6 protein-coding genes and 1 pseudogene are annotated in these 16,516 nt (G+C 67.8%); 4 read left to right on the top strand and 3 right to left on the bottom strand.

What is annotated here, in order from left to right:
* Positions 1–573 precede the first annotated feature (573 nt).
* The gene (locus tag ABZU25_RS26085) at positions 574–3,486 is read right to left on the bottom strand and encodes a GH92 family glycosyl hydrolase (RefSeq protein ID WP_355031997.1); all 2,913 of its coding nucleotides are present in this window, start codon (positions 3,484–3,486) and stop codon (positions 574–576) included.
* A 393-nt stretch (positions 3,487–3,879) separates the two neighbouring features.
* Here ABZU25_RS26085 and ABZU25_RS26080 point away from each other — a divergent pair, with 393 nt between their 5' ends.
* The 4 genes from ABZU25_RS26080 to ABZU25_RS26065 all read left to right on the top strand — a co-directional run bounded on the left by ABZU25_RS26080 (position 3,880) and on the right by ABZU25_RS26065 (position 13,209).
* A complete protein-coding gene (locus ABZU25_RS26080; RefSeq protein WP_355031996.1) occupies positions 3,880–8,376 on the top strand; it encodes a glycoside hydrolase family 2 TIM barrel-domain containing protein in 4,497 nt (1,498 codons plus the stop codon).
* A gap of 423 nt (positions 8,377–8,799) precedes the next feature.
* Entirely contained in the window at positions 8,800–9,933 is a 1,134-nt protein-coding gene (locus tag ABZU25_RS26075) for a glycoside hydrolase family 76 protein (RefSeq protein ID WP_355031995.1), read from the top strand.
* A gap of 526 nt (positions 9,934–10,459) precedes the next feature.
* Complete coding sequence (locus ABZU25_RS26070) at positions 10,460–12,607, top strand: glycoside hydrolase family 97 catalytic domain-containing protein (protein WP_355031994.1); 2,148 nt, start codon at positions 10,460–10,462, stop codon at positions 12,605–12,607.
* A gap of 161 nt (positions 12,608–12,768) precedes the next feature.
* Positions 12,769–13,209, top strand: a complete 441-nt coding sequence (locus ABZU25_RS26065) for a hypothetical protein (RefSeq protein WP_355031993.1) — start codon at positions 12,769–12,771, stop codon at positions 13,207–13,209.
* 171 nt (positions 13,210–13,380) lie between these two features.
* On the opposite strand, the pseudogene ABZU25_RS26060 reads toward ABZU25_RS26065, so the two are convergent.
* Together ABZU25_RS26060 and ABZU25_RS26055 are read right to left on the bottom strand one after the other, a co-directional pair.
* Positions 13,381–14,259, bottom strand: a pseudogene (locus ABZU25_RS26060) (glycoside hydrolase family 76 protein); the annotation flags it as partial.
* 480 nt (positions 14,260–14,739) lie between these two features.
* Entirely contained in the window at positions 14,740–15,870 is a 1,131-nt protein-coding gene (locus ABZU25_RS26055; RefSeq protein ID WP_355031992.1) for a LacI family DNA-binding transcriptional regulator, read from the bottom strand.
* Between the last annotated feature and the right edge of the window lie 646 nt (positions 15,871–16,516).

Here is a 16,516-nt window from a genome sequence, read left to right as displayed (position 1 = left end):
CGACGTCCGAGGCGGACGTCGCGCGTCACTTCGTCGTCACACTGCGCTACAGCGGTGGCTTGCTCGCCGGGATCCGACCCACCCTTGAGGGCTGCCCCGGCTGTCGCTTGCCTTGCAGTCCACCGCGCACAGTGATCACATGGTGACACTGCGGGCGCTAGTCCGGGTTGGTCGGAAAGTATGGACGACGGAGCCGAAGGATTGGCTACTTCTTTGGTTCTGTCCGACGACTACCAGGCCAGTGGCCGGGGCGAGCCCGAGGCGGGTCGAGCCGCTTGAGGTTCCATCGGGTAGCCGATCCCTCCCGTCTCGTCCCGGAGATGAGCGACTCGAGTCGGCGTCGATCAGGTGCCGGGTCGGGTGGGCGAGAAACGCCGGCGGAGGTGCACGGCGTTCCTCACCCGGTGGTTCGGTTGAACCCGACGGTCGGTCAGCTACGGGACCATCTTTGCGTGGTGCCGCCGTTGCCGGTTGAGAGGTTCAGTACGGTGCTGTTAGTGGTGCCGTGGCCAACCTCGTCGAGGCACTTTTCGGGCTCGGGGCTCTCTCGTGATCGCATGGAGGCTCCAGGTGTCATTGGAGAGTGAGGGCGTACAGCTGGATCCGTGGGTCGTCGGGGAGGGTCACCGAACGCAGTTCCTTGCCCGGGTTCAGCGCGACGGCGACGCCGAACAGGTTGACCGGTGGCCCGTCGAGGCCTTGACCGGCCTTGATTCGGTGCGGCATGGCGAGCACCGTCATGCTGTCACCGGCGGGGCCGCACCAGTCTGGGACGGTCGCCGTGGCCGCGGCGGTGCTGCCGTCGGTGTACCGGATGGTTACCGCGCCGGTCACCGGGCCGTGGTGGGCGGCGGCGACGAGCCGCAGGGTGCTGCGCCGGACGGTGGGTAGCGGCAGGGTTTGCCGGCCGGCTTGGACGAAGTTCTTGGCGGTGCCCCCGGACGGCGGCGTGCTGTAGACCACGCCGCCCCAGGTCACCGCGCCGGGTGGCGGAAGGAGCGCGGCGTCATAGCTCCAGCCGCCGCCGTCGAAGTTGCCCTCTCCGGTCGCTGCCACGGTGGCGGTGCCGTCCGTGGTCCGGACGGCGGAGAGATCGATCCCGCACTGTGCGCCGGAGGTCACGGCGCAGGTCTGCGACGCCGCGGTGTTGACCGAAGGCGGCTGGTCGGCCACGGCGGTGCCCCAACTCGACTGTGACGTGCCGACGGTATGCGCGATGGTGCCGCCTCGCGCGATGGTCTGCCAGGTGAGCCAGTTCGGGGTGTGCGCCCGCCCGTTGACCTGGACGGACTGCACGTACCGGCGGGTGTCACTGACATCCGGCGCGGTGATCGTCAGGGTGCCGCCCTGCCGGTCGGCGTATCCGCCGATGCGCACGGTGGCTGAGGGGAACTGCGGGCTGTTCACGGTCAGGAAGTTCGCGCCGCTCATGGTCGGGTAGAGGCCAAGGGAGGAGAAGACGTACCAGGCGCTCATCGTGCCGAGGTCGTCGTTGCCGGTCATGCCGTCTGGACCCGTGGTGAACAGGGTCATCGCCGCGCGGACCACGGTGGCGGTCTTCGCTGGGGCGCCGGCCCAGTGGTAGACGTATGGGGCCAGCAGGTCCGGCTCGTTGTTCGGGTTGTAGGTTGCCTTGCTGTAGTAGTCGTACGGGCTGGCGATCCAGTCGGTGCGGGCGGTGCCGGCCGGGTCGGTCAGCAGCTTCGGGTACGCGAAGAAGTCGTCGAGTCGCTGCTCACCCGGCTGTCGGCCGCCCATCAGCGACAGCAGACCCGCCGGATCCTGCGGCACCAGCCACTGGTACTGGTAGGCGCCGCCCTCGTGGAACTGGTGGCCGGCGTCGACAGGGTTGTACGGCGTGACCCAGGACCCGGAGGTGGTCCGCGGCCGGAACTGTTTGATCGAGCTGTCCCACAGGTTGCGGTACCACTGACCGCGTTCGGTGAACGTCCGGGCGTCGTCGGTTCGGCCCAACGCGCTGGCCATCAGGGCGAGCGACGCGTCCGCTGCGGCGTACTCGAGAGTGGCCGAGGCGGGGTGGGCACAGTCGTTGTCCCCGCCCTGGTGCGCGCAGTTCGTGCCGAGCGTCAGTCCGGACGGAATGAAGCCGCGGTCGCTGTAGTACCCGTTGCCGCTGCGTCCGTTGTACTGCGAGCCGGCCGGCGGCCTCCCCAGGGCGTTGGACCGTAGCAGCGCGTACGCCTCCTGTTCGTATCCGGCGAGCAGGCCCTTGGACCACGCTTCGACCAGGAACGGTGTGACCGGGTCGCCGGTCATGATGTTGGTCTCGCTGTTGGCCAATGCCCAGCGCGGCAACCAGCCGCCGTCGCGCCCGATCGCCAGCACCGACAGCGCCACGTCGCGGGCGACCTGCGGCGTCAGCATCTCGAGCAACTGGTTCTGCGGTCGGTAGGTGTCCCACAGCGAGAAATTCTGGTACGGCGTGTAGCCACTCGCCGTGTGCACCTTGTCGTCGAATCCGATGTACCGCCCGTCGACGTCCCCGGCGAGATTGGGGTGCAGCAACGAGTGGTAGAGCGCGGTGTAGAAAACGCTCTGCCGGCCGGCCGAGCCGCCGGTGATCCGCACGGCGTCGAGTTGCTGCGCCCAACTCGCGCGCAGGGCGGCGCGGGTGGCATCGAAGTCGTACGAGCCGCCGGTCTCAGCCGCGAGATTCTTCCGCGCTCCATCCGGTCCCGTGTAGGAGAGCGCGACCTTCACCACGACGTCCCGGTCGGCGCTCGGGTCGAAGGTGACCCAGCCCCCGTTCCCGCCGGTGCCCGCCGCGTCCCGGACGCCTGCACTGCGGGCCGAACCGCGCCAGGTGCCGAAGGAAGCGAAGGGCCGGTCGAAGCTGGCCGAGAAGTAGACGGTGTGGTCGTCCTTGCCGGCGCAGAAGTTGCCCGCGCGCACCCGGCCCTCGACCGTGCGGTCACCGACGATGTGCACTTCGGAATCCAACACGCTCTGGTTGGCCTTGCCGGTGTTGAACAGGACGTTCCCGGCACCGGACGCGGGGAAGGTGTACCGCTGCCAGCCGGTGCGCGCGGTGGCGGTCAGCTCGGCGTTCACGCCGTATTTCGCCAGGCCGACCCGGTAGTAGCCGGGTGTCGCCTGTTCGTCGGCATGGCTGTACGCGGAGCCGTAGACCTGGGGGTCGACGCTGCCGACGGCACCCGTCGTCGGCATCATCGGCAACTCGCCGGCAACGCCGCAGCCGACCCCGGACAGGTGGGTCTGGCTGAAGCCGTAGATGCTCGTCTGCTGATAGTCGTACCCGCCCTGCCCGCCGGTGTCCGGACTGAGCTGAACCATCCCGAACGGCGCGCTCGCACCCGGGAAGGTGTTGCCAAAATTTTGGGTGCCGACGAATGGCCGCACCAGGTCGACCGGCGCCGGGGCAGCGTCGGCGGGGCTGCCACCGACGACCAGGGTGGCGGCTGTCAGCAGCACGGCGGCGGCCAGCCGGGGGAGTCGCGAGGCCACGGGGGTTACCTCCGGGTCAACGGCGGAAGACGATGGCGACATCGTTGTCACAGAAGGTTAAGGGAGTCAATATCTCCGCGTCATCTCGGCAATCCCGGGAGAGCCTGATGTTGGAGGATCAGTGACGGCGGCGAGCTGTGACGATCCTCCGAGCGCTCGTACGCGACGGCGGTGCGGTTGCCGCCGACCAACGGGATGTCGCGGTGACACACCTCGTGTCGGCGGGCGGGCGGGCGGGATCCTCGGCAGTGCCGGCGCGTGATCCCCAGGACTGGACCACGAAACATCAAGGACGGTCACCATCGGACATTGATGCACAACGTTGACACTTTTTCGAACAAGTGACAACGTTGACACTAATCCGAAGCGTCGCTCGAGTAGGAGGTGCCGCCGGTGCGCCGGTTCGTCAACCTGTCGGTCGTCGGTGTTCTGCTGGCCTCGCTCGGTGGAGTCGCCGCCGCGAGTCCGGCGGCCGATCCACCCTCCGATATCTACCGCTACCTGGACGATCCGCGGATGGTGCAGGAGAACCAGGAAGCGCCGCACGCCGAGTTGCGTCCCTATGCCAACGGTGAGGCGGCGCGACTCGGCGGCAAGGATTCGCCGTGGATGCGATCTCTGGATGGTGCCTGGCGGCTGTCGATGGCCGACCGTCCGGCGGACGTACCCCGCGAGTTCTACCGCGAGGGTTTCGATGTGTCGGACTGGCAGACAGTCTCGGTGCCACACACCTGGCAGTCGGATGGTCTGGACCATCCGCTGTTTCGCAACCTGGTCACCGAGATGGTCCCGGACGCACCGCCGACGGTGCCGCGCGACATCAACCCGACCGGCGCTTACGTGCGCACTGTCGACCTGCCGGAGAGTTGGGATGGCCGCCGCACGTTCCTTCGCTTCGAGGGGGTGACGAGCGCCTACCTGGTGTGGGTCAACGGGAAGTATGTCGGCTACGACCAGGGTGGATACACGCCGGCAGAGTTTGACCTGAGCACTGCGGCCCGTCCGGGGCGCAACACGATCGCCGTGCAGGTCCACAGGTGGAGCGCCGGAAGTCACCTGGAGGTGTACGACCAGTGGCGGTTCTCCGGCATCTTCCGCAGCACGTGGTTGTACTCGACGCCGCAGACGTATCTGCGGGATGTGACCGTGACAACCCCGGCGAATGCGGGGCTGCGGGCGGTGGTTGACTTGGCCGCTCGTGGCGGCCCGGCAGGTGCCTACACCGTGCGCGGCCGGTTGTACGATCCCAAGGGTCGGCCGGTAACCACAGCGACAGCCTCCGCCGAACTCGGCACCGAGCCGGGCAAGGTCACTCTGGAGGCAGCGGTCGCCGACCCGCTGCCCTGGACGGACGAAACCCCCAATCTGTACGCACTCGTCGTCGAGTTACTCGATCCCACCGGACGAGTCACCCACGTGACGCGGCAGCCCGTTGGGTTCCGCACCGTCGAAGTCCGCGACAAGCAACTCCTGGTCAACGGTAAGCGGATCCTGGTGCGGGGCGTGAACCATGCCGATGCCGACCCCGACGGTGGCCGGCACGTTCCCCGGGCCCGGCTCGAGCAGGACGTCGACCTCCTCAAGCAGCACAACGTGAACGCGATCCGTACCGCGCACTATCCCAGCGACCCGTACCTGTACGAACTGGCGGACAAGCACGGGCTCTGGGTCGACGACGAGGTCGAGGTGGAGACCCACCACCATGACAACTGCCCATCCAACTGCCTGGCCGACCTACCGGAATGGAAGGACGCATTCCTCGACCGGTTCATCGGCATGGTGCAGCGGGACAAGAACCACCCCAGTGTGCTGATGTGGGACACCGGCAACGAGGCGGGGCTGGGCGCGGCACATTTCGCGATGGCCGAGTGGGCCGACCGCAATGAGCCGACCCGACCGCTGTACCACCAGTCGAACAGTCCCGACGGCGACGCGCCCTTCGCCGACGTGTGGGGGCCGCGGTATCCGTCACCGGCTTCGCTGGAGGACAAGGCGAGGACGACACAGAAGCCGATCGTGATGGGGGAGTACGTCCACGCCCAGGGCAACAGTCTCGGCAACTTCCGGGAGTTCTGGGACGTGATGCGCAAGTATCCGTCGGCGCAGGGCGGCTTCATTTGGGACTGGGTCGACCAGCAGCTACGGCAGCCACTGCGCATTGTTCCGGACGGGTCCGGCAACGACATCCAGGCGTGGATCAACGGGTTGCCGGACACGGTGCCGGGCCCGCACGGCGGTAACGCGCTGGCGCTTTCCGGCTTGGACGACTTCGTCGAGGTCTACCGGGATCCGACGTTGGACGAGGTGTCACGTGGCCTGACGCTGGATGCCTGGGTCAAACCCGCCCGTCCCTGGACCGGTGACCTGACCATCGTCGCGAAGGGCAACACCCAGTACGCGATCAAGATGAAGACCGAGGATCAACTCGAGTTCTTCGTGTACGGCGAGGGCGCCTATCACACCGTGCAGGCCCCGGTTCCCGCCGACTGGTACGACAAGTGGCACCGGGTGTCCGGAACCTTCGACGGTGACGTGCTGCGTCTGCACATCGACGGCGTGGTCGTGGGCGAGACCCGGTGGACAGGGACAATCCAGCGGTCCGCGTGGCCGGTGAACATCGGCCGCAACGCCGAGTCTATGCGGGAAAACACCAACAACACCCGGATGGCTCACGGCGCGGTTGACGATGTGCGGATTTACCACCGCGCCCTGACCACCACCGAGTTGGCCGACCCTGCCGTCCAGGACGACCCGGTGCTTGCGCTGAACTTCGAGAACATCCGGACCCGCGGAACTTATCTGTCGTACGGCGCGGGCGAAGCCGGCAACGACGGCATGGTGAGCCCGGATCGCGAGCCGCAGCCGGAGGCGACTGCGCTGTGGGCCGTGCAGGCTCCCGTCCGGTTCGCACTCGCCGACGGGGCGCTAGCAGTGACCAGTGAGCGTGCCTTCACCGACACCGCAGACGTTCGGGTGCGCTGGGAATACGTCGAGGGTGACAGGGTCTTGCGCTCCGGCTCGGCCGCGGTGGTCGTGGCGCCGGGGACGACCGCGCGTCTCAATCTGCCCACACCGCCGGCCAATCCTCGGCAGGCCCAGCGTCACCTGACTGCGCGTGCAGTTCTGGCGAAGGACGCCGGCTGGGCGCCTGCCGGACACGTGGTGGCGGTCGAGCAGTTCCCGCTGGGTGGTGATCAGGTTCCGGGAGTGTTCGCCCGTGAGGCATCCGGTGACGTGACCACGCGCACGACCGCCGACGGCGTCGTGCTGAGCGGACGCGACTTCGTCTACACCGTCGACCGGCGGTCGGGGACTCTGACGTCGATGAAGGTTCGGGGGACGGATCTGCTCACCGGCGGGCCCGAGCTCGACGTCTGGCGGCCGCCGGTCAGCAACGACGTCGACGAGGCCCGGGCCTGGCGGTCGGTCGGACTTGACCGCCTGGCCACCACGGTCACCGGGGTGAGCACCTCGGGCTCCACCGTCACGATCCAGAGCACCGTGGCCGCCGCGGGCGTGACCGACGCCGGGTTCCATCAGGAACTTCGGTATGCGGTCGCAGCGAACGGTGATGTGCGGGTCTCGCATCGGGTGACTCCGTTCGGCAGGATGCGGGATCTGCCGATGTTGCCCCGGATCGGTCTGCAGATGCGGCTGCCGTCGAAGCTCGGCACTTTCGTGTGGAACGGTCGCGGTCCGGGCGAGACATACCCGGACCGGATCGACGGTTCCCCGGTCGGCGTCTGGCGTTCGACTGTGGAGAAGGAGTACGTCGCCTACAGCGCTCCGCAGGAGTACGGCAATCACGAGGATGTCCGGTGGGCGGCGCTCTCTGACGGCCGCTCGTCCGGACTTCTCGTGGCGGGTGATCTGTCGGTCGGCGTCACGCCGTTCACCGGCATTGACCGGGCGCAGTACCCGTTCGCCCTGAAGCGGACTCCGGGCGAGTTCACGCTACGTGCCGACCACGCGGTCAGCGGAGTCGCCGAGACGTTCCATTCGGTGCTGCCGCAGTATCAGGTCCCAGCCGACCGGGAATACGCCTACGCCCTGCTGCTGCGACCATTGACCCGGACCGAGGCGGTTTCCGGGCGTCCGGACGGACCGGCGACCTGTGCGCCGCGCGCCACCCTTCCGGCGGCGGCGTCGCTGGAACCGGAGACCTCGACCACCCTCAAGCTGACGATCCACAATCCCTGCCCGGGGGCGATCCGCAATCTCACCGCGTCCGTCGAGCTGCCCACCGGCTGGTCGGCCGGCCCGGTACAGGTCGGCACTTTGGCGTCGGGTGCGTCTACGACCCGGGAGGTGCGGGTAACCCGTGGTCCGAACACGGCCGTCGGGGAGTATCCGATTTACGCGAGCCTCACTGGGACCGGGGCAGGCAACGCCCGGGTGTACGCCCGCACTGCGGAGGGCATGGTGGCGGCGAATCCGGCTCCGCCAGCCGGTGACACCGCCCTTGCCGACGTCCAGTTTGTGCGCGTCCGCAATGGATGGGGTCCGGTCGAGAAGAACACGAGCAACGGTGAGAACGGCGCCGGGGACGGCGCCGGCCTGCGGATCGGGGGAGTGGCGTACGACCGGGGTCTGGGTGTGCACGCCGACTCGGCGGTCGTTGTGCACCTGGGCGGTCGATGCACCTCGTTCACCGCCGCGACCGGCGTCGACGACGAGGTCGGCGATGGCGGCAGCGTGGTCTTCGAGGTGTGGGCGGACGGCGTCCGAGCCTGGGCCGGGCAGCGGGTGAGCGGGACCGACGGCCCGGTCGCGGTGGACGTTCCGTTGACCGGGGTGAACCGGGTCGAGCTGCGGGTGACCGATGCGAGTGACGGCAACGCCCTCGATCACGCCGACTGGGCGGACGCCGTTCTGCACTGCGCGGCGTAACCACGGCAGGAGGCACAGGCGCGGTGGTCATGGCACTGCCCGGGACGCAGGCGTGGGATGCCCCAGCGTACGTCCGGGTCGCACAACCGAATATTTCGTAGCGAACGGTTTGTTTATAGCGGCATAGCGGGCCGGCCTTGGTGGGCGGTGTCGTGAGCGGTCATCAGAGCGCTCCCGGCACCGCCCATCTTTGTGTTTTTGTGATTGCGTTACTTCGCGCGCTCGGACGAGCTGCAACATCAATTTACGCCAATGTGTAAAGGGATTGACATGGCGAGTTAATCGAGGTGTAGTATCACATACATCCTGCAGCCCTCTTCCCCCCGAAAGGTGGCAGCGATTCCTTCGTCCGCACGATTTCGAAGACAGTGCTCGGCACTGATCTCGGCATGTGCGGCTCCGTCCGACCCGGAAGGTTTCACAATGAGCAGACGCACCTCCATGTCCGCTGGAATGGCTGCGGCCCTGGCGGTCACCATGGTCGCCACGCTGACGCCGGCCGGCACGGCGAGCGGCGCGCCGCCGGAGCCGAATTCGGCCTCCGTGCTGACCGTCAACCTCGACTCGGCTTTTGCGGCGATGAACAACGCTTTCCTCGTCAGCAACGGTTCGCAGCGGTATTACAAAACTTCCCTGAACAACGGCGAAAAGGACTATTTCTGGCGTCAGGCACTAGACATCCAGGCTGTCCAGGACGTGTACGACAGGACGGGGAGCTCGGCGACCCGCGATCTGATCAGCCGCCTTCTCGACACGTTCCTGCAGCAGAACAGGGGTGGTGGTGGCCTCTACGACTGGAACTGGAACGAATACAACGACGATCTGCTCTGGGCTGGACTCGCCTTCGCCCGGGGCTACCGGATCACCGGCAACCTAACCTATCTGAACCAGGCGCAGTACGCCTTCAACCGGGTCTACGACCGAGGGTGGGATTCCAACCTGGGCGGCGGCATCTGGTGGGACATTCGAAGGAGGGACAAGAATGCTCTCAGTAACAGTCCGGCGGTCATTCTTGGCGTCCTCATCTTCGAGTCCACCAACGACCGCGGATATCTGAACAAAGCCCAGGCAATCTTTGATTGGGTATGGGCGACGCTGCTCAATCGCAGCACCGGAGCCGTGCACGAGACGATATGGTCCGATGGCCGGCTCGCTGGTGGGCAAACCGTTTACTCGGCCGGCGCCTTTGTCAGCGCCGCCCAAGCCCTCTATCGAAACAACAGGCGACAAAGCATTTTCAATGATGCCAAGCGGACGACCGACTGGGTCATTCGCGACCGTACGACAAACGGCATCATGACGAGTACCCAACGCGAGGGAACGTGGCAGTCCGAGTTCGCGCGAGGAATGGGCGAGTTCGTGCGCGAAAACAATCTGTGGGACGAATACTACGATTGGATGAGGCGCAATGCCGACGCGGCCTGGAACGCCCGGCGTACCGACCTCAACCTCACCTGGAACCGTTGGGATGCGCCGACGCCCCGAGACGACACCCGGACGGTCGAAATCATCGGCTCGGTGATCATGCAAGCCGTTACCCCGGCGACCAGACCTTAGCGGTACGGCTGCGAGGAGGTGACGGTCATTGTCAGGTTCGCGAGGTGCGGCCAAGGTAGGCGGTCGTGCATGAGGGTCTAGATCCGGGTGCTGGTCGGGGCTGGGGTGCTGTAAATCCGCATCGCTGTGTTGCCGCCGCCTCCAACAAATTCTCACATGGGTCATCACGACATCTCACCGCGCTTCAGACTTGTGAGTCCGATGTGTTTAGGAGCGGGTGTGTTGTTCTTGTCGCCAGCCGGTTAGTCGACGGTGAGACCAGGCATTCCCCTTCGCTTGACACAATCAGACTGACGTTGTTCTATGTAAACATAGTCGAGCATCAACGAACGAGTTTCAACATCGCCGGGCTGCCGCCCTCTCGGTGGAAGACCGCCTTTCGTTCGCGATTGCCGGCTCTGTGCGCCCCTCACGGCGTCCCTCGGTCTCGGAAGGCATCCCTATGCGTGAAGGAAAGCGCCGACGCGCGTCGCTGGGCTCGGCCCTGGCGCTCGTACTGTCAGCGGCGGTCCTGTCTGCCGCCCCCGTGCCCGCCTCTGCCGCCACCACCTGGACGATCAACGGCCCGTCCACCGCGTCGCCCATCGCGGCCCAGGTCGTTCTGAACGACAACGGCACGCTGTCGTTCGCCGTTTCCCATCAGGGCCGCGCGGTGCTGTCCCCGTCCGCCATCGGCATCGAGACCGGTGCCGCCGACCTGACCCGGAACCTCACGTTCACGGGCCGCGCCGACCGCACGGTCACCGAGGCTTACACGATGACGACCGGCAAGCAGCGCAGCCGGTCGACCGTCTATACCGAGACGACGCTGTCGTTCGTCGGTGCTGGCGGCGCGAGACTGGACGTCGTGGTTCGCGCGTCGAACTCCGGTGCCGCCTACCGGTACGTGCTGCCCGGCAGCGGATCGGTCACGGTCCGGCGTGAGGCTTCGTCCTGGACCGTGCCGACGTCGTCGAACGCCTGGCTGTTGCCCTCCCACAGGGAGGACCAGGGATATCCGGTGCAGACGACCGCCGCCGCCGGCACCTTCCGGGTGCCCGCGCTGTTCGAAGCCGGCGGAGCCTTCGCGCTGGTCGCTGAGACCAACCTCGACGGTCGGTACGCGGCGGCGAGCCTCACGCACTCGTCCGGCTCCGGGACCTACGGCACCGTGCTGGACAGCTCGACAGTGACCACGAGCCTGCCGCTGTCGACGCCGTGGCGTACCGCGGCCGTCGGCACCCTGGCCACGGTCACGCAGTCGACGATCGTCGACGACCTCTCGGCGCCGTCGCGGGTCGCCAACCCGTCGTGGGTCCGGCCCGACACCGTGGCCTGGTCCTGGTTGACCGAACACTCCAGCCCGTCCAGCGAGAGCCGGCAGCGTCAGTACATTGACTTCGCCGCGCGCAACGGTTGGGGCTACGTGCTCATCGACGAAGGCTGGCAGGAGAGCTGGGCACCCGGAGTGGTGGCCTACGCCCAGTCCAGGGGGGTGCAGGTGATCCTCTGGTTCAACTCGTCCAGCCTCTGGACCGCGGCGCAGCGTGAGACGTGGCTGCCGCGGATCAAGAGCTGGGGCGTGGCCGGCATCAAGGTCGACTTCAGCTACGAGTTCACCCAGCCGACCCTGCAGTGGTACGACGCCATCCTGGCGCGTACCGCCGAATTGCAGCTCATGGTCAACTTCCATGGCTCTGCCACCCCACGCGGCATGCAGCGCACCTGGCCGCATGTCCTGACGGCCGAAGCGGTACACGGCGCGGAGCAGTACCTCCGTGCGTCGAAGAACACGATGCTGCCGTTCAACCGCAACATCATCTCGAGCATGGACTACACCCCGGTCGTGTTCAGCCCCTACAACCGGGACACCACGCCGGCACACGAACTCGCCACGTCGATCGTCTTCGAGTCCGGCTGGCAGCACCTCGGCGACAACCCCGAAAGCTACGAAGCCCGGCCCGAGGCACTGCGCATCCTCAACCAGATCCCCACCGCCTGGGACGAAACCCGGTTGCTCGGCGGCCGGCCCGGTCAGGATGCGTACTTCGCCCGCCGCAACGGCGGGAGGTGGTACCTCGGCGGCATCTCCGCCCAGTCCGCCAGGACCTACTCGACACCACTGAACTTCCTCGGTGGCGGTCAGTGGCTGTTGGAGACCGTCCGAGACGGGTCCAACTCGGCGCTGGTCCGCGAGACCAGAGTCGTCACCAACACCGCCAGCCTGTCCGTGGCGATGCTGGAGCGCGGCGGCTTCGCCTCCGTCGTCTGCCCGTACACCACGGGCCTGACCACCTGCGGATCCGACACCGGCGCGGTCCTGCGGGGGCAGGCGTCCGGGCGGTGCGTCGACGTGCCGTTCAACAGCCAGACCAACCGGACCCGTGTCGAACTCTTCGACTGCCACGGCGGTGCCAACCAGGCGTGGGCGGCGACAGCGTCGCGGGAGCTCAGGGTGTACGGCACGAAGTGCCTGGAGGTGGACGGCGCGAGTACCGCCGACGGGGCAGGGGTCACCATCTTCGACTGCAACGGCGGCGCCCATCAGCAGTGGAACGTCAACACTGACGGCACCGTCGTCGGCGTCGCCAGCGGAAAGTGCCTGGACGCGACCGGTGCGGAGACGGCCAACGGAACTCTGCTGCAGATCTGGCCCTGCAACGGCGGCGGTAATCAGAGGTGGTCACGGTCCTGACACCTGACGGAACGGATGGCCTGCCCACGTACCCGTGGGCAGGTCAGTCGTCACGGATCTGCTGGCGTCAGCTGCGCTGGCGGTGCGCGCGGAGCGAGATTGGCGGACCCCGTCCTGGGCTGTGGCGGTCGGCGAATCACCGGCAGTGTCGCGCTGCCGCCATGTACTGGCACGACGAGAGCACGGATCCGACGCCGGGGCTGACCTACCAGTCCGGTGACCGATTCCGCGAGCACAATCGTCCGATCTGCGTCCAGCAGGGCGTCGCCCACTGCCCGCCCCGGCAGATGGTGTGGGCGGTTCCCGGCGGCGGTTCGGTCACCACCGGGTTCGCGCTCGACGATGCCGAGGACACTCGGGTGACCTGGTCGTTGGAGCTGCGGGGCGGCTGCTCGCCGGTGGTTGACTCGGCGATCACCGCACAGGGCCGGACGGTCGCCGGGGACAGATTGCGGGTCAGGCTGGTGGACGAGCAGTTCCTCGGCGAGGCCCGGTTGCTGCGGGACGACCGGGCCGTGACCTGCGCCGCGCGGCGTACCGATGGTGGCTCCTGCGAGGCGGTACTGGTGTGGAACGCCGCGGGTACGACGACCGACGAGTGACCCGGGGGGCAATTCCGGCGCTGGCTTGCTCACCAAGCCGATCGGCCGTCGGCTTCCTCCTAAAGCGCGGCGGCGAGCTGCCTAATCTGGGTGTCGGGTCTTAGCGGTCGGGGTGGCAGGGAGCCGGCGCAGATGCAAGCGATCCGCACCGGTCTCCTCGTGCCTGTCCGGCTACGGGGCGGCGTTGAGCAGGTCTACCGCTATGTGCTGGCGGGCCGCGTCGGTGGCGTCGACCGGTCCGGCCCAGCGCAGGCCGTAGGTGTCCAGCGGGGTGCGGTTGTTGGCGAATGCGGTGTCGGCCTGCATCCGCAGATAACCGGTGTACGGATGGTCGCTGAGGGCGGCGTTGAGCTGGCCGAGCCCACGGACGTGCGGGCCCTTGAAGGACGCGCCATCGGCCCCGCAGTTGTTGTTCGGCTCGCAGGGATCGCGCAGGATGCCGCCGGTGGCGCGGTGCAGCTCGGTCAACCCTGCCAACAGCACACCCTGGTTATACGACCACACGGCGCTGCCGTTGTTGCGGCAGGTCGACAGGCTGATCCCGTCGTTCACCAGGTTCGAGCTGTTGATCATGCCAGTGTTCTGGAACCAGGCCCACTCCTGCTGCGCCCGCTGGAGATAGGCGGTGTCGCCGGGGATGCGATTGTGCAGCGCTGCGGTCACCTGTAGGTAAAGGCTGTTGGCGATGGCCGCCTTGTAGGCCCGGGCGGTGCTCCACCAGATGCCGCCGCCGCACCGGTTGTCCCAGTAGGCGCTCATGTGATCGGCGGCGGCGCGGGCGGTGGCCAGGTAGCGCGTCTCGCCGGTCAGGTCGTAGGCGGCGATCCAGGCCATGGCCCACCAGCCAGTGTCGTCGAGGTACTCGTTGCGGAATTGACCGAGCCACTTGTTGACGTTGCGGTCGTAGGTGTTGGCGATCGCGTACCGGTAGCTGCCCATCCCGCTCACCCGGATGTTCTCGATCACGGCGGTGAGCGCGTTCGCGGAGTTCCACCAGCCGGTCGTGTCGAACAGGCCGGTGTCGAGGTTGTAGCTCATCATCAGCCCGGTGGTGGCGGCGGTTCGGCGGTTGCTGGCGTTCCAGGTCGAGCGGGCCTACGCGGTGCGGGCTGTCTCGGGCCGGTCAGCGGCCTTGCCGCAGGCGCGCAATGCTCCGACGCGGTTGGTGGCCCAATTGTCCACGTTGTACATGGCGGTGCGGCCGGTGCGTACGCCGGTGGGGATCGGGGTCAGGCCGAGCCGGCCGTCGGCGGCGGCGGCGGCGGCGCAGGACTTTGCCCCGCTGTCTGCGAGTCGGCGCTCGCCTGCCGACGAGATCGTGGCCCGGGTCGAACGTGGGGACGAACGATGCCACGTCGCGTACGCACTCGATCGGCCGAAGCAGCGAGGGCAAGAAACTCGCGCATCAGGGCCTCGGCGATCGCTGTCGCAACGAAACTTCGCCCGTACGCGGGTGCTACGCCGCTCGTCAGCGACGGCCGGTGCGCGTCTCGGGTGACGTGCCGCCGTAGGTGGACGGATCGACGCTGATCAGGGCTGGGTGGATGGGACTTCGCTGTCGGCGGGCTGACCGTGCGGGCCACCGTGGGCATGGGGGATCGCTCGGCGGCCACGTCCCGGGATCGGCCGGGGCGGTGGTGGCGCCGTCGAGGCGCGGACGACGAGCTCGACCGGATGGTCGGTCGCCGGTGGAAGCTCGACGTCCGGCTTCTCGATGACCTGTACCAGCAGCGCGAGGCCCTGCCGCGTGACCTCGTCGAACGGCTGCCGCACGGTGGTGAGCGGGGGAGTGACGTAGGCGGCGACCGGGATGTCGTCGAACCCGACGACGCTGATGTCCTCGGGCACGCGGCGCCCGGCCTCGAGCTGCGCGCGGATGAGACCGATCGCCATGTCGTCGTTCGCGGCGAACACCGCGGTCACGGTGCTGTCGCCGGCCAGTTCCCGGCCCGCCGCGTAGCCGGACGCGGCCGACCAGTCGCCCTCGACGACCGGCGGCTCGTCCGCGCCGTGGGCTCGCAGCGCCTCGCGCCAGCCGGCGAGACGGTCCCGTGCCGAATACCACCGCTGCGGGCCGGCCAGGTGATGGACGGTCGCGTGCCCCAGCTCCAGCAGGTGCTCGGTCGCGGCCCGCGCGAGCCGGCCCGCGCCGACCCTGGCGGTCACCACCTGCGGCGCGGCGAAGGTGGGCGGCGCGCCGAGGACCAGGACCGGCACGTCGACGCTGATGAGGCCGACGCCCTCGTCGATCGGCTCGGAGATGACGACGCCGTCCACGCCCTGGCCCAGCAGCGACGCCAGGGCGCTCGCGATGCCGCCCGGGTCGCCCTCGATCGTGGCGGCCACCCGCAGCGTGTAGCCCACCTCCCGGACCGCCCGCTCGATGCCCATGAGCCACGACGCCGGCCCGTACAAGGCGCTGCCGAGCGTCACCACGCCGATCGACCGGGTCCGCCCGGAGGCCAGCGCCCGGGCCGCCTGGTTGCGCCGGTAGCCGAGCTCCTCGGCGGCGTCCAGGACCCGCCGGCGCACGTCGGCCGAGACATACGGCTCGTCGTTGAGGACCCTGGACACCGTCTTCTGGGAGACGCCGGCCAGCCGCGCGACGTCCACGCTGCGCGGCGTCGGAGGGCTTTCACCCGGCCTCGCCAGTCGCGTCACGGCACCTCCCATCGCCGGCCATAGTCCTGTATGATTGCGCGGTCATGTCTACGCAGTCAGACACTCACCGTTAAGAGCCCGCAACCCGCCCGTGACGCTGGCGAAGCACGTTCCCTACCAGCACCCTAACTCCAGTTTCGAACCGAACAAATCAGGCCGGGCCGCCCGCCGACTTCACCGAAGACCACAGTGCTGCTGTCCACGCCTTCAGCGTGTCACGCGGCCGGGCGCCGCAGAGGCGAATCGGTTCGCTATCCGATCGGCGCCGCGTCGGTGGGCCGGCGACACGGAATGCCTGAGCGTGCTGCCCTCGTGCTCCGGAAGGGTCGTACTTGTCGGCGGCCACTCGAAGCTTGCGAGGCGTCAGGAGCAGGAAGTAACCGTCCTGAAACCTTGACTTCACGCTCGATATGCTCATTAATACATATATATCTATGTATCTGGCCGCAACCACCCTTCCCGGGTGGTCGGCGACGCCGGCAGATTGTCGAATCGATTCGAGTGTCGGCCTTGAGGCTGTGCCCTGAACCGGTGTTGCAGAAGCTGGCGGATGAGTCACAGGAGGTAACCGTGCATCGTACGAACGTCCGCTGGGGTGGCCGATTGTCGGCGTGGGCCAGAGGGCTGGCCGCGACCGTGGCGCTCT

Source organism: Micromonospora sp. NPDC005215 (assembly GCF_040607915.1).
In the GTDB taxonomy this organism is placed as follows: domain Bacteria; phylum Actinomycetota; class Actinomycetes; order Mycobacteriales; family Micromonosporaceae; genus Micromonospora.
The sequence above is the reverse complement of the archived record's forward strand: the minus strand, read 5'-3'. Positions and strand labels throughout refer to the sequence as shown.

Excerpts from the sequence above, each read along its gene's own strand:
- ABZU25_RS26065 (WP_355031993.1), top strand. The coding sequence starts at position 12,769 with ATGTACTGGCACGACGAGAGCACGGATCCGACGCCGGGGCTGACCTAC.
- ABZU25_RS26075 (WP_355031995.1), top strand. The coding sequence starts at position 8,800 with ATGAGCAGACGCACCTCCATGTCCGCTGGAATGGCTGCGGCCCTGGCG.